The organism is Lysobacter silvisoli, assembly GCF_003382365.1.
In the GTDB taxonomy this organism is placed as follows: domain Bacteria; phylum Pseudomonadota; class Gammaproteobacteria; order Xanthomonadales; family Xanthomonadaceae; genus Lysobacter; species Lysobacter silvisoli.
Map to the genome: position 1 here is coordinate 1,078,475 of NZ_QTSU01000001.1, position 26,866 is coordinate 1,105,340.

A 26,866-nucleotide genomic window follows, 5' to 3' on the forward strand; every position below is an offset into this window, starting at 1 on the left:
TGGCCGGGCCGGACCAGCCGAAGCTGAGAAGTCGCGCCATGGACGGCAGCCGCGTCGCTGCCTAAGCAGCGTCTCCGAGCGCTACGGAACAGGCTCAGCCGCCGCCAAACAAACCCGCTTCCCCGGCCCAAACACCAGCAAGCTCAGCACCGCCAGCACACACGCGCCCAAACCTCCGAACAACAACACCCAGCCGAACCCTTGCACCAGGGCGGCTTGGCTGATCGCGTCCATAGCCCCACCCGGCAACGTCCCCGACTGCCCCGCCGCGATCCTCTGCGCCATCGCCTGCACCCCAGACGCGCCGACCGAAGCCGGCAGCACCTGCCGCAAATACGACGCGATCCCCGCCAGCAAAATGAACCCCATCAGCGCGATGTTGATCGCCAGGGTGATCAAACGCGCGCTCATGTCGATGCCCGAGGCCATACCTGCGCGATCGCTGGAAACAGCGCCGGTGGCGGTGTTGGTCACCGGCGTATTGGTCAGGCCCAGGCCGAAACCGGCGAGCAGCGCGCCGGGCAGCATGCTCAGCCAGCTCGGGTGCTCGACCGCGCTGCCGTAACGCATCGCCAGGAAGCCCAGGCCGATCGCGAACAGGCCGGCCGGAATGATCAGGCCCGGGCGGTAGCGCAGGGCAAGACGCTCGGCCAGCGGCGGCACTACCAGGGTGGGCAGGGTGTAGGCGAGCAGGGCCAGGCCGGTGGCCACCGCGTCGTAGCCCAACGCCCCCTGGAAGTAGATCGGCAGGTAGATCATCAAGGGCCAGAAGCTGAAATTCATGCCCACTGAGCCGATCATCGCGCCGGAGAACTCGCGCGACTTGAACACCGAAAAATCGAACATCGGATGCGGCGTGACCCGCTCGATGACCAGGAAGGCGACGAACGACGCGAGCGTGACCGCGACGATGCCGATCGCGGCAGGGCTGGCGTAGCCCAGCTCCGGCCCCTGGGTGATGTAGTAGGTCAGCCCGAGCACCGACAGCGACAAAGTCAGGATGCCGGGCAGGTCCAGCCGCTGCGCCTGGGTATCGCGCGATTCGACGATGCCGGCCACGGCCAGCGCCATCGTCAGCAGGCTCAGCGGGGCGTGGACCAGGAACACCCATTGCCAGTTCGACAGCGCCACGATCGCGCCGCCGATGATCGGCCCGAACCCCAGGCCGATGCCGAACACGATGCCCCACACCGCGAAGGCCTTGCTGCGTTCCGGACCCGGCCGGAACTGGTGCGACAGCACCGCGGTCTGGCAGATCAGCATCGCGCCCGCGCTCATGCCCTGGGCGAAGCGCGCGACGATCAGCAGCGGCGCCTCGCGCGCCAGGCCGCAGATCAGCGAGGTCGCACCGAACAGCAGCAGGCTGATCAGCAGCATGCGCCGGCGGCCGCAGCGGTCGGCCAGGGTGCCGGCGGCCATCAGCACCGTGGTGCAGGCGATGGTGTAGGCATTCATGATCCACTGCAGGTCCTTGAAGTCGGCGCGCAACAGGGTTTCCAAGGTCGGCAGGATCACCGGCACGCTGGAAATCTCCAGGCCGAACATCAGGGCCGACAACGACACCGCGGCCAGCGCGGTCGCGTTCTTGCTCGTAGCGGATGGAGGCATGCGCACACTCTCGATGGCCGGCGCGGGCACGCGGCGATAGCGCGCGAGTCGCGTCGGAGCTTCAGGACAGGGAAGGGCGCTCGCGGAGCGAGCGGAGGCGACGGCGGGCGCGATCGACGCCTGCCGTCCGGGCCACGCCGCCGCGGGCGGTCGTGACGGCCGCGACAGCCGGCCGGTGCAGTCATTCTCGGCGCGCCGGTCTCATGATGGAAATGATTTAATTTTGTAGAATTAATTAGCTCAATTCATAGGTGTCCGGCACCATGAACTTCGATCCGACCCTGTTGCGCGCCTTCGTCGCGGTCAAGGACGCGGGCGGTTTCACCCGTGCGGCGCAGCGCCTGCACCTGACCCAGTCCGCGGTCAGCCATCAGATCCGCCGGCTCGAAGAACAGGTCGGCCGGCCCCTCCTGCATCGCACTACGCGCAGCCTGACCCTGACCGAAGACGGCGAGGATTTCCTGCGCTACGCCCAGCAGATCCTGGAGTCGCTGGACGCGCTGAGCCGGCGTTTCCTGCCGTCGCCGGTGTCGGGCACCGTGCGCTTCGGCGTGCCCGAGAACTTCATGGGCGAACGCCTGCCGACCTTGCTGTGCCAGTTCGCGCGCGGCTACCCGCAGGTGCGGCTGGACGTGTGCGTGGGCATGAACTTCGACCTGCACAGCATGATCGACGCCGACGAGCTGGACCTGGCCGTGGTCATTTCCGTGCCCAAGCACGAGCGCGGCAGCATGCTGCGGCGCACGCGCCTGGTCTGGATCGCGGCGGAAGGCTTCGATGTGGCGCCCGGCGCCTCGCTGCCGCTCGCGTTCTATCCGCCTCCCTGCGTGTACCGGCGCGAGAGCGTGGCCGCATTGGGGCGCACGCCGCTGGAATGGCATGTGATCTTCACGTCGCCCAGCCACCAGGGCCTGCGTGCCGCGGTGCTCGCCGGGCTCGCGGTCACCGTGCTGACGCCGGACGACGTGGAGCCGGGCATGAAGATCGTCGACGGCCAGTTCGGCCTGCCGCCGCTGCCCAGCGCGGACTTCGCCCTGATCTGCGGCGCCGGCGGCAAGACCCCGGCGGCGCTGGAGTTCGGCCGCCTGGTGCTGGACCTGCCCGAGCCTGCGGCCGCCGCCAAGCGCGCGAGCGCGAAGGCGTGAGCCGCGCCGTCGTGCGCGTCCGATGCCGCTCGGGGATAATTGCGGTTTACGCGTACGGAACCACCGGGTGAGCGAGCAGCACGACATCGACGAACGCTGGATGCGCCACGCCCTGGCGCTGGCCGAGCGCGCCGAGCGCGAACACGACGAGATTCCGGTCGGCGCGGTCCTGGTCTCCGCCGATGGCGAGGTGCTGGGCGAGGGCGGCAACCGCAACATCGGCGATCGCGATCCCAGCGCGCACGCCGAGATCGTGGCCCTGCGCGAGGCCGGCCGCCGCCTCGGCAATCACCGTCTGCTCGGCACCACCTTGTACGTGACCCTGGAACCTTGCGCCATGTGCGCCATGGCCATGGTCCACGCCCGCGTGGCGCGCGTGGTCTACGGCGCCCGCGACCCCAAGACCGGCGCCGCCGGCAGCGTGTTCGACCTGCTCGCCGACCCGCGCCACAACCACCGCGTGGCGGTGCAGGGCGGTGTGCTGGGCGAGGAAGCCGGCGCGCGCCTGACCGCCTATTTCCGCCGCAAGCGCGGCAAGAGCGACTAGCCGCTTTGGGGTAGGAGCGGCGTAAGCCGCGACCACGAAACTCCGCCGGTTAGCGCGGGTCGCGGCTCACGCCGCTCCTACCCCAAGGCAACGGCTTGGGCTTCAGGCCTTCTGTGGGAGCGGCCGCAGCCCCTCACTCCACCGGCAACTTCCGCCCATCCCGATCGAACTCGCGCTTGAGCTCCGCGTCCAGCATGGTCACGCTCATGCGCGCCTCGCGGCCCAGGTTGATCGAAGCGGCCAGCACCAGCAGCACGCCCAGCATCGCCAGCGCGGTGGGCACGCCGTGCAGGCGGTAGTCGCTGAACTGGTCGATGCCGATCGACAGACTGGTGGCGACGAAGGCGCTCATCGCCGCGTACAGCAACTGCAAGCAGGTCAGGATCAGCCGCACCCGGCGCCGGTGCTGGATGATGCGCGCCTCCAGGTAGGCACGCGCCTCGTCGCCCGGGGTTTCTTCCAGCAGCTTGAGTTGCTGGCGCATGCGGTCGACCACGCGCGCCAGACGGTTGTTCGACGACACCAGCAACGAAGCGGTGGCGGTCAGGAAGAACGCCGGCGTGATCATCGCCGACACCACGGCGTAATGGCCGGCGGCCATGTTCAGCACGTCGCTCATGCGCTGCGGTTTCCTGCGGAGGGCCAGCGCCTATGATGCCGCCTGACGCGTCGCGCGTCAGGCCCCGCCGCGCGGGCGGCGCACGCTGGCGCGGCGGTGGCCGTGGTCCATTTCCTCGTTCACCGCTTCCACCGCCAGCGAGGATTCGCGCGCCAGCAGCAGGCTGGCGGCGAACATGGCCAGCACGCCGAACACCGCCAGGATGGTCGGCAGCGAGGCCAGGCGGTAGCCCAGGAAGGCGTCGCCGGCCACGGTCAGGCTGGTGCCGACGAAGAAACTGATCGCGGTGTACAGCAGCTGGCTGCCGCGCAGGATGATCTTGCTGCGCTTCTTCTGCCGCGCGATGTGGCTTTCCAGCATCGCCCGTTCTTCCTCGTCCTCGGTCTCGGCCAGTTCCTTGAGCAGCACGCGCGCGCGGTCGATCACCCGCGCCAGGCGGTTGTTCGCCGACAGCAGCAGCGAAGCGGTCGCGGTCAGGAAGAACGCGGGCGCCAGCATCGCGGTCAGGATCGCGTAATGAGCAAAACTAGGCGCGGCTGCGGCGGTCTGCGACATGGTACGGGCGGGGCAGGGGGCAACGTGGGCTATCATGCCTGCAACGGAGCACCGCGGCGAGGACACCCAGCGACCCCATGACAGCGAAGAACGGCCACGACCAACGCTTGGACCAGCGCTTGATTTGGATCGACCTGGAAATGACCGGGCTCGACACCGACAACGACGCCATTCTGGAAATCGCCACCGTCGTCACCGACGCGCAGCTGCAGGTGCTGGCCGAAGGCCCCGAGCTGGCCATCGCCCAACCGCTGGAGCGCCTGCAGGCCATGGACGAATGGAACCGCAACCAGCACGGCAAGTCCGGGCTGTGGCAGCGCGTGCTCGAGCAGGGCGTGGACATGGCCGAAGCCGAGGAGCGCACGCTGGCCTTCCTGGCGCAGTGGCTGGGCCCGAAGCTGTCGCCGATGTGCGGCAATTCGATCTGCCAGGACCGCCGCTTCCTGCACCGGCAGATGCCGCGGCTGGAGAAGTACTTCCACTACCGCAACCTGGACGTCAGCACGGTCAAGGAACTGGCGCGGCGCTGGGCTCCGGACGTACTCGCCGGCCTCAACAAGGACGCCAAGCACACCGCCCTGAGCGACGTGCACGACTCCATCGCCGAGTTGCGCCACTACCGCGCCGCGATGGGCAAGCTGGGCGGCTTGGGCTGAGCCGCGCATTCATAGCTTCGGGGTAGGAGCGGCGTAAGCCGCGACCGCGAAGCTTCGGCTGCTTGCGCAGGTCGCGGCTCACGCCGCTCCTACCCCAAAGCAATTCGCCGCGGATCAGGCCTTGGGCTTCACCGGCTTGGCCACGTCGCCATCGTCGGCGACGGATTGAACCAAGACATCCGACAACGGACGCCCGTCGGCATCGTGGTGATACACGTGCAGGTCGCGCTGCGGGTAGGGAATGCTCATGCCCTGGCCGATGATGTCGTTGCGCACCGCTTCGTTGAGGTCGCTGCGCGTGCGCAGCACGTCGCCGGTCTTGGCCCAGACCCGCAGCTCCAGGTTCACGCTGCTCTCGCCCAGGCCGATCACCAGCACCTCGGGCGCCGGCTCCCTGAGCACCTTCGGATGCGCCGCGGCCGAGGCCAGCAAGGTCGCACGGGCGCGCTGCAGATCGTCGTCGTAGCCCACGCCCACGGCGATGTCGATGCGCCGGCGCGGGTTGGCGGTGAAGTTCACGATCGGCGCGGTGGTGATCAGGCTGTTGGGCAGCACCACGGTGCGGTTGTCGATGGTGCGCAGCCGGGTCTGGAACACCCGGATCTGGTCCACCGTGCCTTCCACGCCCGCCGCCTGCACGTAGTCGCCGACGCGGAACGGCCGCTGCATGATCAGCATCACGCCCGAGGCGATGTTCGACAGCGAATCCTTCAGCGCCAGGCCGATGGCCAGGCCGGCCGCGCCCAGCACCGCCAGCACCGAGGCCGGGGGCACGCCCATCGCGAACAGTGCCGAGGTGGTGACCACCACCACCATGGCCGCATAGCTGATGTTGCGCAGGAAGCCGCGCAGGGTGGCCTCGGTATGGGCCCGGGCCATGGCCCGGTCCAGCGCGTTGGCCAGCCGCCGCGCGATCCACAGGCCCAGCAGCAGGACGGCCAGGCCGCCCAGCAGCTTCAGGCCCAGGCCCTGGGCCATGCCCAGCCAGTCGATGCCGCGGAACTCCGCCAGCGTGGTGGGGAGCTCGACCTGCACCGCGGGCTTGGCCGGGGCCGTCACCGGATCAGCCCGCCTTGGCCTTGGCCAGGCGCAGCCAGGTGTCGACCACGGTGTCCGGGTTCAGCGACACCGACTCGATGCCCTGGTCCATCAGCCACACCGCCAGGTCCGGATGGTCGCTGGGGCCCTGGCCGCAGATGCCCACGTACTTGCCCTTGGCGCGCGCGGCCGAGATCGCCATGGCGAGCAGCTTCTTCACCGCCGGATCGCGCTCGTCGAACAACTGGGCGACGATGGCCGAGTCGCGGTCCAGGCCCAGGCTGAGCTGGGTCAGGTCGTTGGAGCCGATCGAGAAGCCGTCGAAGATCTCCAGGAACTCGTCGGCGAGCAGCGCGTTGGACGGCACCTCGCACATCATGATGATCTTCAGGCCGTTCTGGCCCTGGCGCAGACCGTTCTTGGCCAGCACTTCGAGCACGCGGCGGCCTTCGTCCAGCGTGCGCACGAACGGGATCATGACCCAGCAGTTGGTCAGGCCCATCTGCTCGCGCACCTTCAGCACCGCCTGGCATTCCAGGGCGAAGGCGTCGGAGAAGCTCGGATCCACGTAGCGGCTGGCGCCGCGGAAGCCGATCATCGGGTTCTCTTCGTGCGGCTCGTAGCGCGAGCCGCCGATCAGGTTGGCGTATTCGTTGGACTTGAAGTCCGACAGGCGCACGATCACCGGGTGCGGCGCGAACGAGGCGGTGATGGTGGCGATGCCCTCGGCCAGGCGGTCCACGTAGAACTGCACCGGGTCGCCGCCATAACCGGCGATCTTCTCGTCGATCTTCTTCTTGGTCGCCGGATCCTGCGCGGTGTATTCCAGCAGCGCCTTGGGATGGATGCCGATGTGGCTGGCGATGATCATTTCCAGGCGCGCCAGGCCGACGCCGGCGTTGGGCAGCATGGCGAAATCGAACGCGCGCTCCGGGTTGGCGACGTTCATCATCACCTTCAGCGGCGCCGGCGGCATCTTGTCCAGATCGGCGACGTGGCGCTCGAAGGGCAGGGTGCCGTCGTAGATGAAACCGGTATCGCCCTCGGCGCAGCTGACCGTGATCGCCTCGCCGTCCTTGATCGTGTCCAGCGCATTGCCGGTGCCGACCACGGCCGGCACGCCCAGCTCGCGGGCGATGATCGCCGCGTGGCAGGTGCGGCCGCCGCGGTTGGTGACGATGGCCGCCGAACGCTTCATCACCGGTTCCCAGTCCGGGTCGGTCATATCGGCCACCAGCACGTCGCCGGGCTGCACGCGCGCCATGTCGTCCAGGCTGCGCACCACGCGGGCCACGCCGCTGCCGATCTTCTGGCCGATCGCGCGGCCCTCGGCGATCACCTGGCCGCGCTGCTGCAGCTGGTAGCGCTCGATCTGGGTGGCCTTGGCGCGCGACTTCACCGTTTCCGGGCGCGCCTGGACGATGAACAGCTTGCCGCTGACGCCGTCTTTGGCCCATTCGATGTCCATCGGGCGGCCGTAATGCTTTTCGATCACCAGCGCCTGCTTGGCCAGCTCGTGCACATCGGCGTCGTCGATCGAGAACCGCGCGCGCAGCTCGGCCGGGGTGTCCTCGATACGCACGCGCTCGCCGGGCTGGTCGGAATAGACCATGCGCAGCTGCTTGGCGCCCACGGAGCGGCGCAGGATCGCCGGCTTGCCCTGGCTCAGGGTGGGCTTGTAGACGTAGAACTCGTCCGGGTTGACCGCGCCCTGGACCACCATCTCGCCCAGGCCGTAGCTGGAGGTGATGAAGACCACGTCGCGGAAGCCCGATTCGGTGTCCAGGGTGAACAGCACGCCGGAGGAACCGACGTTGGAGCGCACCATCAGCTGCACGCCGGCGGACAGGAACACGTCCTCGTGCTTGAAGCCGTGGTGCACGCGGTAGGCGATGGCGCGGTCGTTGTAGAGGCTGGCGAAGACCTCCTTGACCTTGCGCACCACGTCGTCCTCGCCGGTCACGTTCAGGAAGGTTTCCTGCTGGCCGGCGAAGGAGGCGTCGGGCAGGTCCTCGGCGGTGGCCGAGGAGCGCACCGCCACGGCCACGTCGCTGCCGCCGTTGTCGGCGCAGAGCTGGCGGTAGGCGGCGCGGATGTCCCGGTCCAGGTCGGGCTGCAGCGGCGCATCGATGACCCAGCCGCGGATCTCGCCGCCGGCCTGGGTCAGCGCCGGCACGTCTTCCACGTCCAGCGTGGCCAGGCGGTCGTAGATGCGCTGGTGCAGGTCGTTGTGGGCGATGAAGTCCTTGAACGCCTCGGCGGTGGTGGCGAAGCCGCCCGGCACCGATACCCCCAGCCCGGCCAGGTTGCCGATCATCTCGCCCAGCGAGGAATTCTTGCCGCCGACGCGGGCCAGATCGTTAAGGCGCAGCGCGTGCAGCCAGAGGATGTTCTCGTTCAAGGCACTCTCCGAGGGGGGATCGGCGCGTCCGGCCGCGCCAAGCGGATATGATCGCCGCTGCGTCGGGTGCATACAAGCTTGATCCGATGGGGTTTTTCGTATTGGGCGCCCGGTTCGGGCGGGTTTTGACGGGGTAGGCGATGGCAGGCATGCGACCGGTTTTCTACGTTTCCGACGGCACCGGCATCACCGCCGAGACCATAGGCCACAGCCTGCTGACCCAGTTCACCGACACCCGCTTCGTCACCGACCGCATCCCCTTCGTCGACAGCGTCGAGCGCGCGCGCGAGGTGGCCGAGAAGATCCGACTCGCCGGCGAAACCCATGGCGTACGCGCCGTGGTCATCAATTCCTGCATGGACGGCGACGTGGGCGCGGCCCTGGCCGAGAGCGGGGCGCTGATGCTGGACGTGTTCGCCCCGTTCATCGAGCCGCTGGAGCGCGAACTGGAGCAGACCCGCCAGCGCCACATTGGCCGCGCCCATGGCCTGGTCGATTTCGACACCTACCACCGCCGCATCAATGCGATGAACTTCGCCCTGACCCACGACGACGGCCAGAGCGTGGATTACGCCGAAGCCGACCTGATCCTGGTCGCGGTATCGCGCGCGGGCAAAACCCCCACCTGCGTTTATCTGGCGTTGCATTACGGCATCCGTGCGGCCAACTACCCGCTGACCGAGGAAGACCTGGAGCACGACCGCCTGCCGCCGCGCCTGCGCCAGCACCGCGGCAAGCTGTTCGGCCTGACCATCGACCCGGTGCGGCTGCAGCAGATCCGCCAGGAGCGGCGGCCGAATTCGCGCTACGCCCAGTTCGAGACCTGCAAGCGCGAGGTCGCCGCGGCCGAGGCCATGTTCCGCGCCGAGCGCATTCCCACGCTCAGCACCACGCATACCTCGATCGAGGAGATCTCGAGCAAGGTGCTCACCACGCTGGGGATACACCGCGAGATGTTCTGAAGGCCCGGGAGGGCAGGGCGGAAAGCGTTTTTTCCGGCCCGCGGGCGTTGCGGCGTGAACCCTTAACTTAGGCCTGTCGGCGCGATGCGTCAACGCTGCCGCGCGACGCTGCGCGCGTGTAGCATCGGCCGCATGACATCGTTAGTCGCCCACCCCGCACGCATCCCCCGGCTCACCCGCTTCGGCTGGCTGATGGGGCTGTACGCCGAGAACTACCGCCGCCTTACGCGCCTGTTCGCGCCGGCCGATCTCGCGCCCGGCATCTACCGTTCCTCGATCGGCGACGGCCTGGATCTGCAGCTGGACGTGATCGAGCAGCACCGCTACACCACCGAACTGCGCCTGACCTACGCGCTGCTGGACCCGGTCACCGGCGAGCCCGATCCCTCCGCCTGGCTGCGCCTGTACAACGACGCGCACCAGCTGGAAGCCACGAACTGCTATGTGGGCCGCCGCTGGCAGGACGTGATCGGCATGTACCCGCCGCCGGCGGAACTGATCGGCCACCGCATGCGCATGAACACTTTTCTCGGAAAGTGGCTCGAGTATCTAGCGGAGCGGGGCCATGGCATGGCAACATTGCGCCCCGTCGAGATTCGAACGCCGGAAACGCCTCTCCTGGAGGCTGCCCTCACATAGGGGGTCCGGCGGGGGGGCAAAAAAATTTAGCGATGAACGCTTGACGACATCGCTGAACGCCCGCTAGAATTTTCGTCTTTCCAGCACGTGGGGCCATAGCTCAGCTGGGAGAGCGCTACAATGGCATTGTAGAGGTCGCCGGTTCGATCCCGGCTGGCTCCACCACTCTTCGGAACTGAAAGGGTTTCCGCGGGGTGTTTGCAGGAACACCAGTTTTGTCCCCATCGTCTAGAGGCCTAGGACATTACCCTTTCACGGTAGCGACCGGGGTTCGAATCCCCGTGGGGACGCCAATTGAACAAGCACCTAGGGCTCGGGAAACCGGGCCCTAAGTGTTTTTGGCGTTTCGCACTCCGCAATGTTGCGGATGGCAGCCAGAGGTCGGTGGCCCGGGAATCTTGCAGGCGGCGCTGAAGGCAGATGTCGCCAGAGCAGCAGCTCACTCGTGCCCAAGGGCACCGCCTCAGCTTCAGGACGGCGCCTGTGCACGTTCCTTCGGAACAATTGCCGCAACGGTCAACAGCGAACTTCGGTCTCGAACCCGTCTGTTCGGCGCAAGCGGCGCGGGTGGTGCTTGGCGAATAGGGCCACGCCCAATTCCGATCTGTTGATGATCGATTGATACACGCGCGCACCGATGCGAGTGCACTCGTCGCCGCCCGCTTTAGCCGCGATCAGTGCGCACTACGCCCAAGTCGTTATCGACAGAATTCGGCACAGCAAAAGTGCCCCTATTCGTCACTGTCGAGCAAATACTACTTAGCGAATGCACGGCTGTTGTTTACGCGATGCGCGGCGTGAAAAATGATCGTCGAAAAGCGGGGATTTCGTGTTTACCATCGGCTGCGAACTCAACGGCAACCGCGTTTTCTCCAAGCAGCTGGTGCGATCCGCAAGTCCAGGCGTCATGCGCAGTCCGACGTGCAAATAACCGCAAGCCTTTTCGCCGCTGTGGGCGCACAAAGCCCAGCAGGTGAAACCATGGTGCAAAGAGCGCTTCTTCGTGCTTCGATCTTCGCGCTCGGGCTAATCCTGGCGCCCTACCAGGTGGCTGGAGCGCAGGAGCCCCTCGTAGACACGTATGCCGCCATGCTGGCCGAGTTCTCCGATCGAGGTATCACCAACGAGCAACGGCATGATCGCCTGCTGGAGCACTACGCGCTTGCGTCTGCAACGCTCGGGAAGGCGGGGTCCGCTTCAGATGAAGCGTTGCGGTCCGCCTTTTCCATGAGCGAAGCCATGCTCATTGCCGAACTCGGCTACAGCCTGCCGGATGCGCAGCGTTACGTCGACGATATGAGCGCCGTGTTCAAGGAGCTCGCGCGACGTGGCGAGGCTACAACCGAACAACGCGACGCCATGATGGGTGCGCACCTTTCGGTGTGGCAGGTCGAAGCGGCGATGCGTTTGGCGACCGGCAAAACCAGGCTCAAGGGCAATGAAATCGTTGCGCTCAAGCGTTCCGGCAACTTCGATCCGTCCATTCCCGCCGTAGTCGACGTTTCGGGTAAGGACAGGGTTGCGCGTGTGGAATCGTTCGAGCCGAAGAAGGGTCCGCTGGTGATTGTTTCCGCCGGTTGCCATATCGCGCTCAAGTCGGCGGAGACGATCTCCGCCGATCCTGCTTTGAGCGCAGCGCTTCGCCGGGCGAATGTGCTTTGGTTGTCTCCTGCATCCGTCACTCTGAGTGTGGCGACGATCGCGGAGTGGAATGCACGCTTTCCCGACGCCAGGATGCATGTGGCATTCGACAACTCCAGATGGGCCGGCGTCGATTTCGCGCGGCTGCCGTCTTTTCATTTCTATCTGGATGGCCGTTTGGTGACGAAGATCAACGGCTGGAGCAGCGACGGCGAAGCGACGATGAAGCGCATCGAGCAGGCGCTTAAAACCATCGGGGTGGAGGTCATGCCGGCAAACGGGCCGACGACCATCGGTGGCGATTGATCCGATAGGTCCGTAGGCGCGGCGCGTTCGGCGTTGCGCGATTCCGATCTATTCGATGTGCTCAATGCTGCTTTGCTTGAGGCGTTCGAGATGATCGCGCATTTCTTGGAGCTGTTCGGCCGTGTGGCCTTGCCATTCGTCTACCTCACCGATCACACGGAACGGCTCGCGCGAGCGATATGACTTGGTCGGATTGCCGGGAAAGCGCTTGTCGGTGAGGTTGGGGTCGTCTTCGATGGCGCCGGTGGGTTCGACGATGTAGATGCGGCCGCGGCCTTCGCCGACGGCGAGTTCGGCGCCCCAGGTCGCGGCGTCCAAGGTGGCGCTCAGGTAGACGAAGGCGGCGTTTTTGCGCTGGCCGTAGTTGGAGGCGTAGCCGGGGGCGATGAGGTCGCCGGCTTTCAGGTCGGCCTTGGTGCCGTGGTAGTAGGTGGGCGCTGGGGTCGTCATGGCGTCGCTCCGGTGGGCTGTCGTGTCGACAGGCCGGCGATGCTGCAGCAGGCCTGGGGCCTTGCCGCAAGCCCCCAGGCGTTATATAAATTGGTTGTGGGAGGCGCCGGGCGCCTCCCATTTTCGTTTCTGGGGCCGCGAGTCAGGGGTCCAGGTGGGGCCGGATCAGGCCCTCGAACCAGTCGACGAAGGCGGTCAGGCGGCGCGAGCGCTGGCGGCGGTGCGGGTACAGCGCCGACACCGCCATCGCTCCCGCGCGGTAGGCGGGCATGACCTCGACCAGTTCGCCGCGGTCGAGCAGGTGCTGCACGTCGAAGCGGGGCACCTGGATCAGGCCCAGACCGGCGCGACAGCTGGCGATGTAGCTTTCGGCGTTGTTGACCAGGACGCGGCTGGGCAGGGCGACGGTGTGCGTGTGGCCGTCCTGTTCGTATTCCCAATGCAGCTCGCGCCCGGTGGTGGGCGAGGCGTAACCCACCGACCAGTGCCCGCGCATCAGATCTTCGGGCGAGTCGGGTAGGCCGAACTCGCGCAGGTAAGCGGGGCCGGCGCAATTGATCAGGGCGATGCGGCCCAGCGGACGCACCACCAATTGGCTGTCCTGCAAGTCGCCGACGCGGATCGCGCAGTCCACGCCCTCGTGCACCAGGTCGATCATGCGGTCGCTGGAGCCCAGCGCCAGTTGCAGGCGCGGATAGCGGCGCAGCAGGCCGGGCAGGGCGGGTGCGATCAGGCGGCGGGCGATGCGGCTGGGCACATCCACGTTCAGGCGGCCGGCGACTTGGCGCTGGCGGGTCTGGAACAGTTGCTGGATATCCTCGGCCTCGGCCAGCAACGGGCGCACGCGTTCGAGCAGTTGCGCGCCGTCGGCGGTGAGCCGGACTTCGCGCGTGGTCCGGTGCAGCAGGCGCACGCCCATGGCGCGTTCGAGTTGCTGGATCGCCAACGACACCGTAGCGCGCGGCAGGTCCAGGGCGTGGGCGGACTTGATGAAACTGCCCATCTCAGCGATCTGCACGAACACGCGGTATTGATCAAGGATGTCCAAGGACGTGGCTCCGGCCTGGGGTGCGCTGTGCGACGGTGCAGCTCGCCTGCGGCTCACCGCACCCTACCGCAATGGCCGCTGGGTGGCCTTACTTAGTGGTGTACCCGCCGTTGATCAGCAGGGTCTGGCCGGTGATCCACCAGCCGTCGGAGACCAGGAAGCGGATGAAGGGCACCACGTCCTGGATGTCGGTCAGGCCGGTCTTGGAAAACGGCGACAGCGCCGCGGCGGTCTGGTGGTAGGCCACCGCGTCGGCGCCTTCGGCCGGGTAGAAGAACGGCGTGTCCATCGGGCCCGGGCCCACGGCGGTCACCGAGATGCCGCGCTCGCCGTATTCCTTGGACGCGGCACGGGTGTAGTGCTCCACCGGCGCCTTGGTGCCGGCGTAGGCGGCGTAGTAGGGCGTGAACGCGCCCAGCAGCGAGGTGACCAGGGTGCAGATCTTGCCGTTGTCGTTGACGTGCTTGCCGGCCTGCTGCAGGAAGAAGAACGCCGACTTCGAGTTCACCGCCGTCATCTCGTCGTACTCGGCTTCGCTGATGTCGACGAAGGGCTTCTTCAGCACCTTGCCCACGGTGTTGATGGCGATGTCGGGGCGGCCGACCGCGGCGATGGTGTCTTCGAACAGTTTGGCTACAGCACCGGCGGTGGTCAGATCCGCCTGCAGTGCCACCGCCTCGGCGCCGGCGGCCTTGACCGCGGCCACGGTAGCCTCGGCATCGGCGCGCGTGGCCGCACTGTTGTAGTGGACGGCCACGGCCTTGACGCCGTGCTGGGCCAGATCGCGGGCGATCAGGCCGCCCAGGTTCTTGGCGCCGCCGGCGATCAGCGCGACTTTGCCGTTGAGGGAATGGTCTGCCATGGGCGTCTCCGTTGAGTGGGCGGAGACTGAATTTTAGGTAGCGTTCGCGTGCCTATTGGCCACCGCAAATTGGATGGATTGTCCAGGAAAGCCGACCAATCGCGGGCATGGAAAAATGCGGCAGACTGGGCGCGTTGGACCAACGACAGGGGATGCCCATGGACGGAGTGAAGTTCGAACTCGCGCTCAAGCGACTGACGCGCGAGCGCGATGCCTGCCAAGAGCTGGGAATGCGCGCACTGCATCAGGCCGCGATCGACAAGACGCACGCAGCGGCCCGAATGTATCTGGACTTGACCGCGGCGGGCATTGAAGAGGCCAGGCGCTATTCCGAATGGATGGAGGAAAGGACACAACGGTTTCGAATCGACGGCGACGCTCTAGAGCGCGAAGTCGATTTGTTGCTGCAACGCCAGCAAGCAGATCCGAAAATCGCAGACACGCCGGAGTTCAAGATCGATCAAAACTTCTTGTGGCTCCGCAGCATGACGCTGCAAATGCAAGGCGACCACCTTGCGCTCGACGGGCAAATGCATCAGCACACCGCCGACGAGGTTGGGCGATTGCTCGCCGCGCTGTTCGACAAGGTGCTGGATCCGGAACCGAACGAATCGACGATTGCGGGGATGAAATCCGCGTTCGGCTTCGGCGCCGGCATCGCCCTAGGTGCAGTGGTCGACATGCCGGCCAGGGTTTTGGCGTTTTATCGCAGGCATGCCGTCCGTGCCGCGCAGACCGATCTGCACCTGCGCTACCTGTCGGCCTACCAGACCGCCCTGGACAGATGGATCGCACAGGCGCAAACCATGACCCATCGCTTGCGCGAGGCCATTTACGAATGAGCTGATCGGGGCCCCGGCGGGTTCGAACTCGCGCCCGCCGCCGTTTAATGCACCGCTTCGTTACCGCCGCTCACCGACTCCAACGACGGGCGCTGGCCCTCGGCCAGTTCCTTTTCGAACTCGGCCTCGAACTGCTCGAAGCTCAGACCACGGTCCGCCGCTTCCTGCGCGGCGGCGGCGCTGAGGGCCGGGGAGAAGGTCAATCGCACCGATTGGCCCTCGCGCTCGTGCAGGGCGGCGGCGCGCTTGAGCATGATCAGCACCTTGGCGGCGCTGTCGGAACCGCCGACGATGCGGCCGTCCAGGCCCAGGGTCCATTCGCCGTCGCGGCGGACGATGCCGCCCAGCAACTGGCCTTCGCGGCCGCGCAGTTCGGCATGCGGTTCGATCGACGGGGCGGCCGGGGCTGCGTGGGCGGCTTTGGCGGCCTTACGCTTTTTGGCGTCGCGACGGGCTTTGGAGTGGATCGACATGGCGTGGTTCCTGGCGCCGCGACCGGCCCGATGACCGCATCATAGCCCGGCCCCGGTCGCGGCGCCGTCACGCGGGCGCCGCGGCCAGGGCGGGTTCAGGCCTTGCGTGCGGCGCCCAGGCGCAGGGCGTTGGCCACCACCGACACCGAGCTCAGGCTCATCGCCAGCGCCGCGATCATCGGGCTCAGCAGCGCGCCCGTGAGCGGGTACAGCGCGCCTGCGGCGATCGGCACGCCCAGCGCGTTGTAGAGAAAGGCGAAGGCCAGGTTCTGCTTCATGTTGGCCACCGCCGCGGCGGAGATCGAGCGCGCACGCACGATGCCGTTGAGGTCGCCCTTGACCAGGGTGACCTGGGCGCTGGCCATGGCCACGTCGGTGCCGGTGCCCATGGCGATGCCGACATCGGCCGCGGCCAGCGCGGGCGCGTCGTTGATGCCGTCGCCGGCCATGGCCACGCGCCGGCCCTGGGCCTGCAGGCGCCGCACCAGTTCGGCCTTGTCCTGCGGCCTCGCTTCGCCGTGGACTTCGGCTATGCCCAGCGCGCGGCCGACCGCACGTGCGGTGGTCTCACCGTCGCCGCTGGCCATCACCACACGCACGCCGGCGGCGCGCAAGGCCTCGATGGCGGCGGCGCTGCTGGCCTTGATCGGGTCGGCCACCGCCAGCACGCCGGCGATGCGGCCGTCCACGGCCAGGAACATGGCGCTGGCGCCGTCCTGGCGCAGCGCTTCGGCGCGCTCGGCCAAACCTTGCAGATCGACGCCGTCCTGCGCCATCAGGGCGGCGTTGCCCAAGGACAGCGAGCGCTGGCCGATGCGGCCGCGCACGCCCAGACCGGTGGCCGAATCGAAGTCCTGTACATGGTCCAAGACCAGCCCATGGCCGCGTGCCGCCGCCACCAGCGCCGCCGCCAGCGGATGTTCGCTGCCCCGGTCCAGGCTCGCGGCCAGGCGCAGCACTTCGTCGGCCTCGTAGCCGGGCGCGGCCACCGCCTCGCGAAACGCGGGCCGGCCCTGCGTGAGCGTGCCGGTTTTGTCGACGATCAGCGTATCGATACTGCGCAGGCGCTCGATCGCCTCGGCATCGCGGAACAGCACGCCGGCCTGCGCCGCGCGGCCGCTGGCGACCATGATGGACATAGGCGTGGCCAGGCCCAACGCGCAAGGGCAGGCGATGATGAGCACCGCCACCGCGTTGAGCACGCCGTAGGTCCACGACGGCTCGGGGCCGAACAGACCCCAGCCCAGCAGGGTGGCCAACGCCACCGCCAGTACCGCCAATACGAACCAGAACGCGACCCGGTCGGCCAGGCGCTGCATCGGCGCGCGCGAGCGCTGCGCCTGCGCGACCAGTTGCACGATCTGTGCGAGCACGGTGTCCGAGCCCACGCGCGCGGCGCGCATGACCAGGCTGCCGCTGCCGTTGAGCGTGGCGCCGATCAGGCGGTCGCCGATCTGCTTGCTCACCGGCACGGGTTCGCCGGTGAGCATGGATTCGTCCACGCTGGAACGGCCGTCCACGACGTCGCCGTCCACCGGCACTTTTTCGCCGGGGCGCACGCGCAGGCGATCGCCGACCTGCACCTCGGACAGCGCCACGTCCTCTTCGCTGCCGTCATCGCGCAGGCGACGTGCATGCGCGGGCGCCAAGCCCAGCAACTGCTTGATCGCGGCGGAGGTCTTGGAACGTGCGCGCAACTCCAACAGCTGCCCCAGCAGGGTCAGCGAGACGATCACCGCGGCGGCTTCGAAGTACACGCCCACGCGGCCGTGTTCGCGGAACGAGGCGGGGAACAGGTCCGGCGCCAGCGTGGCCACCACGCTGTAACCGAATGCCGACGCCACGCCGATGCCGATCAGCGTCCACATATTGGGGCTGCGGTTGCGGATCGAGGCCACGGCGCGTTCGAAGAACGGCCAGCCCGCCCACAGCACCACCGGCGCGCTCAGCGCCAGTTCCAGCCAGGTGCGCAGCTCCACCGATAGCGCGTTCCAGCGGTGGCCGAACATCGCCAGCGCCAGCGTCGCCAGGCTCAGCGGCAGGGTCCAGGCAAAGCGGCGGCCGAAGTCGCGCAGTTCGGGATTCTCTGCCTCCTCCAGGCTGGGCAGCTCCGGTTCCAACGCCATGCCGCACAGCGGGCAGGTGCCGGGGCCGACCTGGCGCACTTCGGGGTGCATCGGGCAGGTGTAGATGGCGCCCTCGGGCGCTGCGACGGCGGGTTGGGGCGCCAGGTAACGCGGCGGATCGGCGATGAATTTCTCGCGGCAACGCGCCGAGCAGAACGCGTAATCCTCGCCCTGATGATGACTGTGATGCGGCGTCCGGGTGGGATCCACGCGCATGCCGCAGACCGGGTCCAGCACCGTGGCCGCGTCGCTGGCGGCGTGCTTGTTGGCGCAGCAGGAATGCGGCGCCGGCGCGTCCGGCTTCAGCGCGTGAGCGTGACGATCGTGGCCGTGATGGGCGTGGCTCATGCCGCGTCCTCCTCCTGCGCCAGCGCGGCCAGGATCGGGCAGCGCTGCAGGGCGCCGTGGCCCGGGCAGGCGTCGACCAGCTGGCGCAGACCGTCGCGCACGCGGCTCAACTCGGCCAGCTTGCGCTCCACGTCGGCGAGCTTTTCGTTGGCGGCGGCCTTGAGTCCGCCCATGTCGTCGTCGCGGCGCGAGGACAGTTCCAGCAGATCGCGGATTTCGGTCAGGGTGAAGCCCAGCGCCTTGGCCCGGCGCAGGAAGCGCAGGCGGTCGACGTCGCGCTCGTCGTAAGCGCGGTAGCCGGAGGCCTGGCGTTCGGGCAGCGGCAGGATGCCGTTGCGTTCGTAGTAGCGCACGGTGTCGATGGCGACGCCGGCGCGTTTGGCGAGTTGGCCGATCTGCATGGCTGCAGTTCCTTCAGCGATGGAATGGCGGCAGTCTCGGCTCTGGACCATGGTCCAGAGTCAAGCCCTGCATGCGGCGGCGGGCGGGCGCCGCCGCCTGCGGTTCAGCCGCCGTGGCGGGCGTAGGCGCGGGTGCCGCCGTCGCGGCCGATCAATTCGACCGTGTACGGTTGCACGCGCCCGTCGGGCAACTCCATGCCGGGCGAGCCGGCAGGCATGCCCGGCACCGCCAAACCGCGCGCCTGCGGCTTTTCCCGCAGCAAGCGGACGATGTCCGCCGCCGGCACGTGGCCTTCGACGAAATAGCCGCCGACCTCGGCGGTATGACAGGAGCCCTTGCCGTACGGCACGCCCAAGCGTTCCTTGATCGGATGCAGGTTGTCGTGGTCGCGCACTTCCACGGTAAAGCCTGCGGCGCGCACGTGATCCACCCACAGCGAACAGCAGCCGCAGGTGGGGTTCTTGTGCACGATCATTTTCGGCAGGGCCGCTGTTGCGGTCGCAGGCGCTGCAGCGGCCGTGGGCGCGGTGGCGACGGCCGCAGCGGCTGCCGCCCTCGGTGCCGCTGCCTGCGCCATCGGGCTCGCGCGGTCGTGGCAGGCCGACAAGGCGAGCGCGCCGGTTAGAACCAGCAGGCCGCGTTCAATGCGCATGCTCGTGCTCCCCGTGAGCTGGCTCGGCCGGCGGCGCGCGCTTGGGCTTGGCTTCGGTCTTCGGCTCGTGCTCGTGCTGTTTGCCGTCGGCATGGCGATGCACGGCGGGTGAGGGCGCCTTTTCTTGCTCGGCCGAGGGCATGAGGGCGGAATGCTCATGAGCCTCCATCTCCTTGCCTTCGTGACGGCCGTGCCCGCCGCCAGCGGCCGGCGTTTCTCCGCCGCCGTGCGCGTGTCCGCCGCTTTCGGCGACCAGTTGCCGGTATTGCGCCCCATCCAGCTTGGGCAGCTGCTGCAGCAGCGCCGCCATGTTCCAGATGTAGTCGTCGCCCATGCTATGGCCCCAGGCCGGCATGCCCGAGGCCTTGATGCCGTGCTTGATCGCCCAGAACGCACGCGCCGCTTCCACCGGCGTACGGCTGAGATTGGGCGGAGCGGGGTAGAGGCCGCGGCTGAGTTCGCTGCTCTCCACGCCGGGGGCCAGATGGCAGCCCGCGCACATGGCGTCGTAGTTGCCCGCGCCCTGGCGGATGCGGGCCGGATCGTCGAGGTCCGCTGGCACCTGCAGTTCGCTGGCGCGCGCGTCGATGGAGCGGTCGCGCACCGTTTCCAGCATGGCGTAGACCGGTCGCGTGTGCGGAGAGTCCGCGCCGACGTCGTAAGCGCCGGACCACACATAGGCGCCGGCCGCTGCAACCGCCGCCAGGCCCAGGCCGCCGATCAGCAGATAAGTCCGTTTGCTCATGGCCGCGCCCTCAGAACCAGACCCGCACGCCAGCGACCACACGGTTGTCGCTGACGGCTTCGCCCTCGTCGCGACGCAGATCGGCGGTGGCGCCGAAGCTGCGTTCGTGGACCACGCCCACGTAGGGCGCGAAACGGCGGTGGAATTCGTAGCGCAGGCGCAAGCCGGCTTCGAGCTTGCTGAAGCCCTGGCCGACGCCGCGTGCGATGTCGTCGCGGCTGTTGAACTCGGCCTCCACCACCGGCTGCAGGATCAGGCGATTGGTCAGCAGCACGTCGTACTCGGCCTCGATGTTCGCCGCCACCCGGCCGGATGCGCCGATGTAGGCGGTGGCCTGCACTTCGAACTTGTACGGCGACAGGCCTTGCACGCCCACCGCGATCCAGTCCTGCGAGCCGCCGGGCTGGAAGTCGTGCTTGGCGCCCACCACCACGTCCCACCACGGCGACACGCTGCGGCCGTACAGCACCTCCAGGTCGGCCGATTCGGTACGCCCGTCTTCGCGTTCGCCTTCGCTGCGCAACCACAGCCGGTTGAGGTCGCTGCCGAACCAGGCACCGGCTTCCCAGGCCTGGCTGCGGCCATGGTCGGCGTCGCCGGTTTCCAGACGGTCGAGCAGCACGTAGCTGGTGAACTCGCGCGCGTGCTCCATGTGCTGGCTGATCGGCGGGAACGCGGCGGCGCGGTCGGCGTCGGTGATCGGCGGAATCGGCTCGCGCGGTTGCTGCGGCGCGTCCGGGCCGTGACCCATCTTGGAATGGTCCATCTGCGAGTGGTCCATGCCGGCGTGCGGATCGTCTTTCGCGGCGGCCGGCGCGTGGCCCATCTTCGAATGGTCCATGCCCGAGTGCCCTTCGTCCTTCGCGGGCGCGGGGCCATGGTCCATTTTGGAATGGTCCGTCTTCGAGTGGTCCATCGCTTCGGGCTGCGCCTCGTCTTTGACCGGCGCGGCATGCCCCATCTTCGAATGGTCGTGCGCGTCCTGCGCCTGCTGGGTTTCGGCCGTCTTCGACGGATCGGGCGGCGTGTGGCCGGCGTGGTGCTGGGCCTGGGCGGCGCCGGCGAAAACCAGCATCAGCGCGGCCGCCAGCGCGGCGCGTTGCGGGGTGCGAAGAGCGCTCATTCTTCCACCCTCACTTCGCGCATCATGCCCGCTTCCATGTGGTAGAGCAGATGGCAGTGGTAGGCCCAGCGGCCCAGCGCGTCGGCACGCACGCGATAGCTGCGGCGCGTGCCAGGCGGCATGTCGATGGTGTGCTTGCGCACCAGGAACTCGCCGTTCTCGTCCTCCAGGTCGCTCCATAGACCATGCAGGTGGATGGGGTGGGTCATCATGGTGTCGTTGATCAGGGTGATGCGCATGCGCTCGCCGTAGTTCAGGCGTAGCGGCTGCGCGTCCATGAACTTCTTGCCGTCGAACGACCAGGCGAACTTCTCCATATGCCCGGTCAGGTGCAGCTCCAGGGTGCGGCCTGGCTCGCGGCCGTCGGGGTCCTCGAACAGGCTCTTCAGGTCGGCGTAGCGCAGCACGCGGCGGCCGTTGTCGCGCAATCCGATGCCGGGGTCGTCCAGGCGCGGCGTGGGGCTCATGGTCTGCATGTCGATGAGCGGATTGCCGTTCTCGCTGGCCGGATGCGCGCCGCCCTGCGCGCTACCGTGCGCGCTGTGGTCCATGCCGGCCATGTCCGCCATGCCCATGTTGGCGCCGCAGCCGCCTTCGGCCATGACCTTGCCGCCGCCGTGCGCGCCGTGACCCATGCCGCCGTGGCCCATGTCGTCCATGGTCAGGATGGTGCGCGGGTCCGGCGCGGGCACGGGCGCCTGCAGGCCTTCGCGCACGGCCAGGGTGCCGCGCGCATAACCGGTGCGGCCCATGTCCTGGGCATAGATAGTGTAGGCGTCCTGGCCGGAGGGCTCGACGATCACGTCGAAGGTCTCCGCCACCGCGATGCGGAACTCGTCCACCGTGACCGGATGGATGTATTGGCCGTCGGCCGCCACCACGGTCATCTTCAGGCCCGGTATGCGCACGTCGAAATAGCTCATCGCCGAGCCGTTGATGAAGCGCAGCAGCACCTTCTCGCCGGAGCGGAACAGGCCGGTCCAGTTGCCGGCCGGTGCGGCGCCGTTCATCAGGTAGGTGTAGGTGTTGCCGTTGACGTCCGACAGATCGGTCGGCGTCATCCGCATGCGTCCCCAGTCGCCGCGGTCGCGCAGCGTCGCCGACAGGCCGTTGGCGCTGACGTCACGGGCGAAGTCGCCGACCGTGCGCTTATACGTGTTGTCGTAGTCCGACATCTTCTTCAGGCGCCGGAACAGCGCGGCCGGATCCAGGTCGGTCCAGTCCGACAACAGCACCACGTGCTCGCGGTCGAAGCGGTACGGCGGCGGCGTGGCCGGGTCGATCACGATCGCGCCGTACAGGCCGGACTGCTCCTGGAACAGCGAATGGCTGTGGTACCAGTAGGTGCCGGACTGGTTGAGCTGGAAGCGGTAAGCGTAGGTCTCGCCGGGGCCGATGCCGTCGAAGCTCAGGCCGGGCACGCCATCCATGTTGGCCGGCAGGATGATGCCGTGCCAATGAATCGAACTGGTGTCGCGCAGGCGGTTGGCCACGCGCAGGGTCACGATCTCGCCCTCGCGCCAACGCAGGATCGGCGCGGGCAGCGAGCCGTTGACGGTGATGGCCGAACGCACCCGGCCGGTGAAGTTCACCGGCGCGGCGTCGATGGCCAGGTCGAAGTCGCGGCCGCGCAGTTCCTGCGGAGCGCGCGCCAGCGTGGGCGCGGCGAACGCGGGGCTGCGCCAGCCGCCCAGTCCGGCGGCGACGCCGCCGAGGGCCAAGCCGGTGACGAAACGCCGGCGCTGGGGCTGCGCCGGACGGTCCGGCCGGAAGCCGGAGGAATCGAAAGACATGTCGTGCTCCACGATGGGGGCGTTGGCCGGCGGAGGCCGGCGACGAACGCAGGGGCGCGCGCCGATACGACGCACAGCCGCAATCGCGCCGCGAACGCGGCGCCGGGCGCACTTAGCCGATGGGAGGTCGGATGGGGTAGGGCAGAGCCGGCGGGGCGTGTCCGGCCGGACGCGGCGGCGCGATCGACGCATGGCCGATCTCGCTGCCCAGCACCGCCACTGCCGCAGCGGCCACGGGCGCCGGCTGCAGGCAGTCGCAGGTGCAAGTTGAGGTCTGGCAGCAATCCGGCGCGTGGCCGTCGTGCCCCGCAGGCGCCGCTGGCGGTGCGCCGTGGTCCATGCCCGCCATGCTCATGCCTTCGTGGCAGGGCGGCAGTTCCGCGGCGGCAGCGGCCGCCGCCTGCGCCGCGGCGACGGCGGTGTGCAGATGATTGAGCTGCATCTGCGTGGACGCAGCCGCGTAGACCGACCCGTTCAGGATCAGGCCCAGGCACAGCAGCAGTCGCAGCAGGATCGCCATCGTGGGCATTTTAGCGCGCCCTGGTGCCGTGTGCAGCCTGAACCATGCTCCAGGGCGGCGGAAGCCTGCCCGCTGATGCCAGCGGGCAGGCGAATGCGGCTTACAGGAAGATGTAGCCCAACACGCCTTCCGATACCGCGTTCGGATTGCCCTCGCAGTTGGGGCTGTGGGTATCGAAGTGATGCGGCTGCCCTCGGGTGAAGCGGCAGCGGTACAGCGGCACCGTGCCCTCGATCTGAACCGTGCTCAGGTAGCCGGTGAATCCGTGCCAGGAGTTGGGTATCTGGCCCTCGCAGTTGACGTCCAGGGATGTGAACGGGCTAGGGTGCTTGCGCGGAACCTCGATCAGGCAGTTGTAGATCGGACGCGAGTTCTCGAACGGCGTCATGGAAACGAAACCCAGCGTCCCCTCCTTGTCGTAATAGAACTCCCAGGTGTTGGGCAGGTAGAACGCGGAGAAGTGGTAGCCCGAGCCGTTGTTGTGATTGAAGAAGTAGCGGTTCAGTTCGCGCAGCTGCACGCCCGGCGGCAGGGCAGCCAGGGTCACGTCGTTCGCCGGCTGCTGCGCCGGCACGGCCGCCGCTGGGGCCAGCAACGAGAGGCCCAGCAGAACGGGCAAGGCGAAGCGCTTGGGGGAGGTAAACATGTATTACTCCTTGAAAATGAGCGTCCAATGCTGCCGGCCCTTCATGGCCGCAGCGTCGGCGACATTAACCAGCCCGTCGGCGTTTTTCTTCGCGCTGCGCTGCCTTTGCGGCGACACGTGGCTCGATTGCGATGGATCGAACCGTCGTGCAACCGCGACGTGCGGCGAGACCGCGCACGATGCGCTTGCAGACGTTATGCGTTCGGCGCCGGGGGCGCTGCGCGGCATCCGAGCCGAGCCAAGGAGCGGGCACGCAGCCCGACCCCGGCCGGAATCGGGGCCAGGCTGCGGTCTTGTTTCACCTACTTATGGACCACGCTCTTGCTGGTGTTGTGGCCGTCCGGGTTCTGACTCATGGTCTGCTCGGCCAGGCTGTCCGTGCCGCGCCCAGCCAGCGTCATCTGCTGCCCCACCGCCAGATTGATGCTGATCGAGGCCTGGCCGATGGCTTTCAGCGCCTCGGTGTGGTTGGGCCCGGAATAGATGTTGTAGCCCTGGTTGACCGCGCTGACCACGGTCTCCTTGCCGGCGACAAAGGCGTGCGTAGGCGTGGCGTTGGTCACGCCGGTCAGTTTTAGCCGGTAGCTCAGTTCGGCGTTGAAGTTGTCGCGCACATGGCTGGCGGTGGCCTGGCGCTGTTCCCCTGGCAGATTCCAGTACGGGGCCGCATCGCGCACGAAGGTCTTGTCGGCGTCCACCGCCGCGCCCAAGTCCTTGGTGGACAGTTTCAACAAGTCTTCGGCCTTATGGCCGCTCAGCGACAGGAAGCTGCGCGGATTCGAGAGCAGGGCGTCCAAGTCCTGGCGCACATCCTTGGGATGCTCGTGCGCCGATTGCGAGGGGACACTGCTGCTGGCCCGTGCGGCGTCGTCCTTGCGCGCCGGCTGGCCGGGAGGGGCTATGCCCGCATCCTTGAGCGCGTCGTGGCCGTTCAGCGACTTGTAGGCCTGGGTCAGCACTTCATGGCGGTGTTGTTCGCTCATGCCCATATCGCCGGCCAGCGCGGTGATGTCGCGATAGCGATTGACGCGTGCGTCCTTGGTGTCCGGGAACCAGTTCATGTGCTGGCTGTCTTTCCCGTTGAGGTACCGGTTCATGCCCTTATAGGTGGCGTCGTCCGCACGATCCGAGTCGAACGCTCCGGACAGGTTGTTGACCTTGACTATCAGTTCCTGGGTCTTGGACTGACCCCCGTTGGCGCTGCCCATGTCTGTCCTCCGTGTGTAGACGGACCGCCCCATGGCGGCCGTGGGTGCCCGATCGATCATCATCGCGCAGCCGTGCGCAGACCGTGGTCGCGATCACGAAGCCGCAAGCCCGGAGCCAGGCGGCACGCGTTCCGGCCGGACGGTCGATCTCGGGTGCGGCGATCGGGAAGTCGTACCGGAGGTGTTTACAACCAGGCCACGGCGGCCCGCACGAGTTTGCGGTACCAGGGCATGCGCCGCTGGGATTTCCTGACCGCCGTTGGCGTCATCAGGCCGGCGGTGTCGACGATGTCATGGCGTATCTCCGCAAACTCATTGAGTCGGTGCAATGCCCTCACGCGTTGCGGGTCTACGGCAATCACGTTCTGCACCGCCCAATCCGGACTCACTTCGATCTTGCGCCGGCGTCGCGTGCACGGATCGAACAGCCAGATGCAGCTGCGGTGGATGTCGATCGCCGCGTACAGGCCGCGATCGAGATGCAGCACGTTCTGCAGCCATTCCCCCAAGCCCGCGCGGCTCTCCGCGGGAGCGCAGGCCTCGACCCGCAGCGCCATTTTCATGGTCAGGTGTTCGTCGAAGAAGATCACCCTGCCGCGACGCGTGTCGGTCACGATGTGGTCGCCCGCCCATCCGGGCTCGAACCCATGTGGATTGAGCAGGCCGCTCAGCGCCTCGCGCGACGCGCCCGAGCCGCGCTCGACCACGATCGCGCAGCCCTGATGGAACAACGTGACGAAGATGAGGTCGTCATGCCGATAGCAGGCATTGTTCAGATGCGTGGTCGTCAGGTAGGTAGGAAGCCCGAATCCCCCCCAGTGCTGCGCGTCGTTCACATTGATGCGTTTTCGAGTGTCCGCGCACGGACCCGACCGGCAGATGCGGATCCCCGCCGGCGACTTGTCGTAGCCGTGGTCCCATGCCGTCCATGTCCAGGTGAGTTCCCGAAGCCCAAGGTCGAATTCGAGCACCGAATCGAAGCCGGTCGAGGCGGTCAGCAGCCGTTGGCCATCAGCGGAGAAGTACACAGAGTGCAGCTGCGCGAACCAGGGGTTGCGGTACACATGCACGACTTCCGCACTGGTGTCGTAGACGCGGACCTCGTCGCCGGTGGCCACGGCCAGGCGGTCTCCGGCCTGATCCAGGCCGAACGGCTCTTTCAGTTCGATCGTTTGCGCGCAGCCATCGCCGAGCCCGTAGCGCACCAGTAACCCTTCGCGGTACGGGCGCGAGGTGCGCCCGCCCAATCCCTTCATCTGGCGTCCGTCGATCAGACGTTGTCGCATGATGCGATTGAGCGCCCGCTGCTTCTGGTGCTTGACCGAAAACAGAAGGTCGAGATGATTGCCCAGCGTGTCGTCCAAGCTATAGTCCGACAGCCGTTGCGTGCGCGATTTCCGCAGGATGCGCTTAAGCATCGGCGTTGCGCCGGAAGGCACTGGAAAGCCTGGATGCGCACGAGGATCGCGTGTGTATACTTCCGGGCGCATCGAGTTGGCCGACCGCGCGCC

General features: G+C 67.6%; 26 protein-coding genes and 2 tRNA genes. 9 read left to right on the forward strand and 19 right to left on the reverse strand.

Going from position 1 to position 26,866, the window contains the following annotated elements; all coding sequences use genetic code 11:
- Nucleotides 1–81: 81 nt before the first annotated feature.
- Entirely contained in the window at nucleotides 82–1,608 is a 1,527-nt protein-coding gene (locus DX914_RS04945; RefSeq protein WP_115857921.1) for an MFS transporter, read from the reverse strand.
- A 263-nt stretch (nucleotides 1,609–1,871) separates the two neighbouring features.
- Here DX914_RS04945 and DX914_RS04950 point away from each other — a divergent pair, with 263 nt between their 5' ends.
- Complete coding sequence (locus tag DX914_RS04950; protein ID WP_115857922.1) at nucleotides 1,872–2,753, forward strand: LysR family transcriptional regulator; 882 nt, start codon at nucleotides 1,872–1,874, stop codon at nucleotides 2,751–2,753.
- A 67-nt stretch (nucleotides 2,754–2,820) separates the two neighbouring features.
- Nucleotides 2,821–3,300, forward strand: coding sequence for a tRNA adenosine(34) deaminase TadA (tadA, locus tag DX914_RS04955; protein ID WP_269204238.1), 480 nt, complete (start codon nucleotides 2,821–2,823; stop codon nucleotides 3,298–3,300).
- 133 nt (nucleotides 3,301–3,433) lie between these two features.
- Here the strand turns inward: tadA and DX914_RS04960 are convergent, their stop codons facing one another.
- Both DX914_RS04960 and DX914_RS04965 read right to left on the reverse strand, forming a co-directional pair.
- Complete coding sequence (locus tag DX914_RS04960; RefSeq protein WP_115857924.1) at nucleotides 3,434–3,919, reverse strand: DUF2721 domain-containing protein; 486 nt, start codon at nucleotides 3,917–3,919, stop codon at nucleotides 3,434–3,436.
- A gap of 57 nt (nucleotides 3,920–3,976) precedes the next feature.
- Complete coding sequence (locus DX914_RS04965; protein WP_115857925.1) at nucleotides 3,977–4,474, reverse strand: DUF2721 domain-containing protein; 498 nt, start codon at nucleotides 4,472–4,474, stop codon at nucleotides 3,977–3,979.
- Between the two features lie 77 nt (nucleotides 4,475–4,551).
- Between DX914_RS04965 and orn the strand changes: the two genes are divergently transcribed.
- A complete protein-coding gene (gene orn / locus DX914_RS04970; protein ID WP_115857926.1) occupies nucleotides 4,552–5,130 on the forward strand; it encodes an oligoribonuclease in 579 nt (192 codons plus the stop codon).
- 114 nt (nucleotides 5,131–5,244) lie between these two features.
- Here orn and DX914_RS04975 read toward each other — a convergent pair whose 3' ends face one another.
- Entirely contained in the window at nucleotides 5,245–6,189 is a 945-nt protein-coding gene (locus DX914_RS04975; RefSeq protein ID WP_115857927.1) for a mechanosensitive ion channel family protein, read from the reverse strand.
- A gap of 4 nt (nucleotides 6,190–6,193) precedes the next feature.
- On the reverse strand, nucleotides 6,194–8,569 hold the full coding sequence (gene ppsA / locus DX914_RS04980; RefSeq protein WP_115857928.1) for a phosphoenolpyruvate synthase: 2,376 nt from the start codon (nucleotides 8,567–8,569) through the stop codon (nucleotides 6,194–6,196).
- A gap of 140 nt (nucleotides 8,570–8,709) precedes the next feature.
- Here ppsA and ppsR point away from each other — a divergent pair, with 140 nt between their 5' ends.
- From ppsR to DX914_RS05005, 5 genes are all read left to right on the forward strand, one after another.
- A complete protein-coding gene (gene ppsR / locus DX914_RS04985) occupies nucleotides 8,710–9,531 on the forward strand; it encodes a posphoenolpyruvate synthetase regulatory kinase/phosphorylase PpsR (protein WP_115857929.1) in 822 nt (273 codons plus the stop codon).
- Nucleotides 9,532–9,663: 132 nt separating this feature from the next.
- Nucleotides 9,664–10,170, forward strand: a complete 507-nt coding sequence (locus tag DX914_RS04990; protein WP_115857930.1) for a DUF1249 domain-containing protein — start codon at nucleotides 9,664–9,666, stop codon at nucleotides 10,168–10,170.
- Between the two features lie 89 nt (nucleotides 10,171–10,259).
- A tRNA-Ala gene (locus DX914_RS04995) sits at nucleotides 10,260–10,335 on the forward strand.
- Between the two features lie 52 nt (nucleotides 10,336–10,387).
- Nucleotides 10,388–10,463 (forward strand) — tRNA-Glu (locus DX914_RS05000).
- Nucleotides 10,464–10,974: 511 nt separating this feature from the next.
- The gene (locus tag DX914_RS05005; protein WP_147300601.1) at nucleotides 10,975–12,117 is read left to right on the forward strand and encodes a hypothetical protein; all 1,143 of its coding nucleotides are present in this window, start codon (nucleotides 10,975–10,977) and stop codon (nucleotides 12,115–12,117) included.
- 48 nt (nucleotides 12,118–12,165) lie between these two features.
- Here DX914_RS05005 and arr read toward each other — a convergent pair whose 3' ends face one another.
- The 3 genes from arr to DX914_RS05020 all read right to left on the reverse strand — a co-directional run bounded on the left by arr (nucleotide 12,166) and on the right by DX914_RS05020 (nucleotide 14,477).
- The gene (gene arr, locus DX914_RS05010) at nucleotides 12,166–12,567 is read right to left on the reverse strand and encodes an NAD(+)--rifampin ADP-ribosyltransferase (RefSeq protein WP_115857932.1); all 402 of its coding nucleotides are present in this window, start codon (nucleotides 12,565–12,567) and stop codon (nucleotides 12,166–12,168) included.
- 142 nt (nucleotides 12,568–12,709) lie between these two features.
- The gene (locus DX914_RS05015) at nucleotides 12,710–13,615 is read right to left on the reverse strand and encodes a LysR family transcriptional regulator (RefSeq protein WP_115857933.1); all 906 of its coding nucleotides are present in this window, start codon (nucleotides 13,613–13,615) and stop codon (nucleotides 12,710–12,712) included.
- A gap of 88 nt (nucleotides 13,616–13,703) precedes the next feature.
- Nucleotides 13,704–14,477 carry an SDR family oxidoreductase gene (locus DX914_RS05020; RefSeq protein ID WP_115857934.1) on the reverse strand — a complete coding sequence of 258 codons (774 nt, stop codon included), beginning with the start codon at nucleotides 14,475–14,477 and terminating at the stop codon, nucleotides 13,704–13,706.
- 158 nt (nucleotides 14,478–14,635) lie between these two features.
- Between DX914_RS05020 and DX914_RS05025 the strand changes: the two genes are divergently transcribed.
- Nucleotides 14,636–15,319 carry a hypothetical protein gene (locus tag DX914_RS05025; RefSeq protein WP_147300602.1) on the forward strand — a complete coding sequence of 228 codons (684 nt, stop codon included), beginning with the start codon at nucleotides 14,636–14,638 and terminating at the stop codon, nucleotides 15,317–15,319.
- Nucleotides 15,320–15,363: 44 nt separating this feature from the next.
- On the opposite strand, the gene DX914_RS05030 is transcribed toward DX914_RS05025, so the two are convergent.
- The 11 genes from DX914_RS05030 to DX914_RS05080 form a co-directional block, all read right to left on the reverse strand.
- Nucleotides 15,364–15,792 carry a hypothetical protein gene (locus DX914_RS05030; protein WP_115857936.1) on the reverse strand — a complete coding sequence of 143 codons (429 nt, stop codon included), beginning with the start codon at nucleotides 15,790–15,792 and terminating at the stop codon, nucleotides 15,364–15,366.
- 95 nt (nucleotides 15,793–15,887) lie between these two features.
- Nucleotides 15,888–18,266, reverse strand: coding sequence for a heavy metal translocating P-type ATPase (locus tag DX914_RS05035; RefSeq protein WP_115857937.1), 2,379 nt, complete (start codon nucleotides 18,264–18,266; stop codon nucleotides 15,888–15,890).
- A complete protein-coding gene (locus DX914_RS05040; protein WP_196778823.1) occupies nucleotides 18,263–18,667 on the reverse strand; it encodes a heavy metal-responsive transcriptional regulator in 405 nt (134 codons plus the stop codon). Before DX914_RS05040 ends, DX914_RS05035 begins: the two co-directional genes overlap by 4 nt.
- A gap of 104 nt (nucleotides 18,668–18,771) precedes the next feature.
- A complete protein-coding gene (locus tag DX914_RS05045; protein WP_196778824.1) occupies nucleotides 18,772–19,320 on the reverse strand; it encodes a DUF411 domain-containing protein in 549 nt (182 codons plus the stop codon).
- Nucleotides 19,310–20,065: a c-type cytochrome gene (locus DX914_RS05050; protein WP_115857939.1), complete on the reverse strand. Its 756-nt coding sequence runs from the start codon at nucleotides 20,063–20,065 to the stop codon at nucleotides 19,310–19,312. The genes DX914_RS05045 and DX914_RS05050 overlap by 11 nt, the downstream gene beginning before the upstream one ends.
- A 10-nt stretch (nucleotides 20,066–20,075) precedes the next feature.
- Complete coding sequence (locus DX914_RS05055) at nucleotides 20,076–21,188, reverse strand: copper resistance protein B (protein WP_115857940.1); 1,113 nt, start codon at nucleotides 21,186–21,188, stop codon at nucleotides 20,076–20,078.
- A complete protein-coding gene (locus DX914_RS05060; protein ID WP_115857941.1) occupies nucleotides 21,185–22,981 on the reverse strand; it encodes a copper resistance system multicopper oxidase in 1,797 nt (598 codons plus the stop codon). The genes DX914_RS05055 and DX914_RS05060 overlap by 4 nt, the downstream gene beginning before the upstream one ends.
- 112 nt (nucleotides 22,982–23,093) lie before the next feature.
- Nucleotides 23,094–23,501 (reverse strand): CopL family metal-binding regulatory protein, encoded by a 408-nt coding sequence (locus DX914_RS05065; RefSeq protein ID WP_158549187.1) that lies wholly within the window; start codon nucleotides 23,499–23,501, stop codon nucleotides 23,094–23,096.
- A 100-nt stretch (nucleotides 23,502–23,601) separates the two neighbouring features.
- Nucleotides 23,602–24,147 (reverse strand): hypothetical protein, encoded by a 546-nt coding sequence (locus DX914_RS05070; RefSeq protein WP_115857943.1) that lies wholly within the window; start codon nucleotides 24,145–24,147, stop codon nucleotides 23,602–23,604.
- Between the two features lie 302 nt (nucleotides 24,148–24,449).
- On the reverse strand, nucleotides 24,450–25,355 hold the full coding sequence (locus DX914_RS05075) for a hypothetical protein (RefSeq protein WP_115857944.1): 906 nt from the start codon (nucleotides 25,353–25,355) through the stop codon (nucleotides 24,450–24,452).
- Between the two features lie 185 nt (nucleotides 25,356–25,540).
- Nucleotides 25,541–26,719 carry a YncE family protein gene (locus DX914_RS05080; RefSeq protein WP_147300603.1) on the reverse strand — a complete coding sequence of 393 codons (1,179 nt, stop codon included), beginning with the start codon at nucleotides 26,717–26,719 and terminating at the stop codon, nucleotides 25,541–25,543.
- Nucleotides 26,720–26,866 lie beyond the last annotated feature (147 nt).

Bases quoted from the DNA above. Each gene is read 5' to 3' on its own strand.
- DX914_RS05005 (WP_147300601.1), top strand. From the start codon at position 10,975: ATGATCGTCGAAAAGCGGGGATTTCGTGTTTACCATCGGCTGCGAACT.
- orn (WP_115857926.1), top strand. From the start codon at position 4,552: ATGACAGCGAAGAACGGCCACGACCAACGCTTGGACCAGCGCTTGATT.
- DX914_RS04950 (WP_115857922.1), top strand. From the start codon at position 1,872: ATGAACTTCGATCCGACCCTGTTGCGCGCCTTCGTCGCGGTCAAGGAC.
- DX914_RS05020 (WP_115857934.1), bottom strand. From the start codon at position 14,477: ATGGCAGACCATTCCCTCAACGGCAAAGTCGCGCTGATCGCCGGCGGC.
- ppsR (WP_115857929.1), top strand. From the start codon at position 8,710: ATGGCAGGCATGCGACCGGTTTTCTACGTTTCCGACGGCACCGGCATC.
- DX914_RS05070 (WP_115857943.1), bottom strand. From the start codon at position 24,147: ATGTTTACCTCCCCCAAGCGCTTCGCCTTGCCCGTTCTGCTGGGCCTC.
- DX914_RS04960 (WP_115857924.1), bottom strand. From the start codon at position 3,919: ATGAGCGACGTGCTGAACATGGCCGCCGGCCATTACGCCGTGGTGTCG.
- DX914_RS05025 (WP_147300602.1), top strand. From the start codon at position 14,636: ATGGACGGAGTGAAGTTCGAACTCGCGCTCAAGCGACTGACGCGCGAG.
- DX914_RS04945 (WP_115857921.1), bottom strand. From the start codon at position 1,608: ATGCCTCCATCCGCTACGAGCAAGAACGCGACCGCGCTGGCCGCGGTG.
- DX914_RS05040 (WP_196778823.1), bottom strand. From the start codon at position 18,667: ATGCAGATCGGCCAACTCGCCAAACGCGCCGGCGTCGCCATCGACACC.
- arr (WP_115857932.1), bottom strand. From the start codon at position 12,567: ATGACGACCCCAGCGCCCACCTACTACCACGGCACCAAGGCCGACCTG.
- DX914_RS05055 (WP_115857940.1), bottom strand. From the start codon at position 21,188: ATGAGCGCTCTTCGCACCCCGCAACGCGCCGCGCTGGCGGCCGCGCTG.
- DX914_RS05060 (WP_115857941.1), bottom strand. From the start codon at position 22,981: ATGTCTTTCGATTCCTCCGGCTTCCGGCCGGACCGTCCGGCGCAGCCC.
- DX914_RS05050 (WP_115857939.1), bottom strand. From the start codon at position 20,065: ATGAGCAAACGGACTTATCTGCTGATCGGCGGCCTGGGCCTGGCGGCG.
- DX914_RS04990 (WP_115857930.1), top strand. From the start codon at position 9,664: ATGACATCGTTAGTCGCCCACCCCGCACGCATCCCCCGGCTCACCCGC.
- DX914_RS05045 (WP_196778824.1), bottom strand. From the start codon at position 19,320: ATGCGCATTGAACGCGGCCTGCTGGTTCTAACCGGCGCGCTCGCCTTG.
- DX914_RS05030 (WP_115857936.1), bottom strand. From the start codon at position 15,792: ATGTCGATCCACTCCAAAGCCCGTCGCGACGCCAAAAAGCGTAAGGCC.
- DX914_RS05035 (WP_115857937.1), bottom strand. From the start codon at position 18,266: ATGAGCCACGCCCATCACGGCCACGATCGTCACGCTCACGCGCTGAAG.
- DX914_RS05075 (WP_115857944.1), bottom strand. From the start codon at position 25,355: ATGGGCAGCGCCAACGGGGGTCAGTCCAAGACCCAGGAACTGATAGTC.
- DX914_RS05065 (WP_158549187.1), bottom strand. From the start codon at position 23,501: ATGGCGATCCTGCTGCGACTGCTGCTGTGCCTGGGCCTGATCCTGAAC.
- DX914_RS04965 (WP_115857925.1), bottom strand. From the start codon at position 4,474: ATGTCGCAGACCGCCGCAGCCGCGCCTAGTTTTGCTCATTACGCGATC.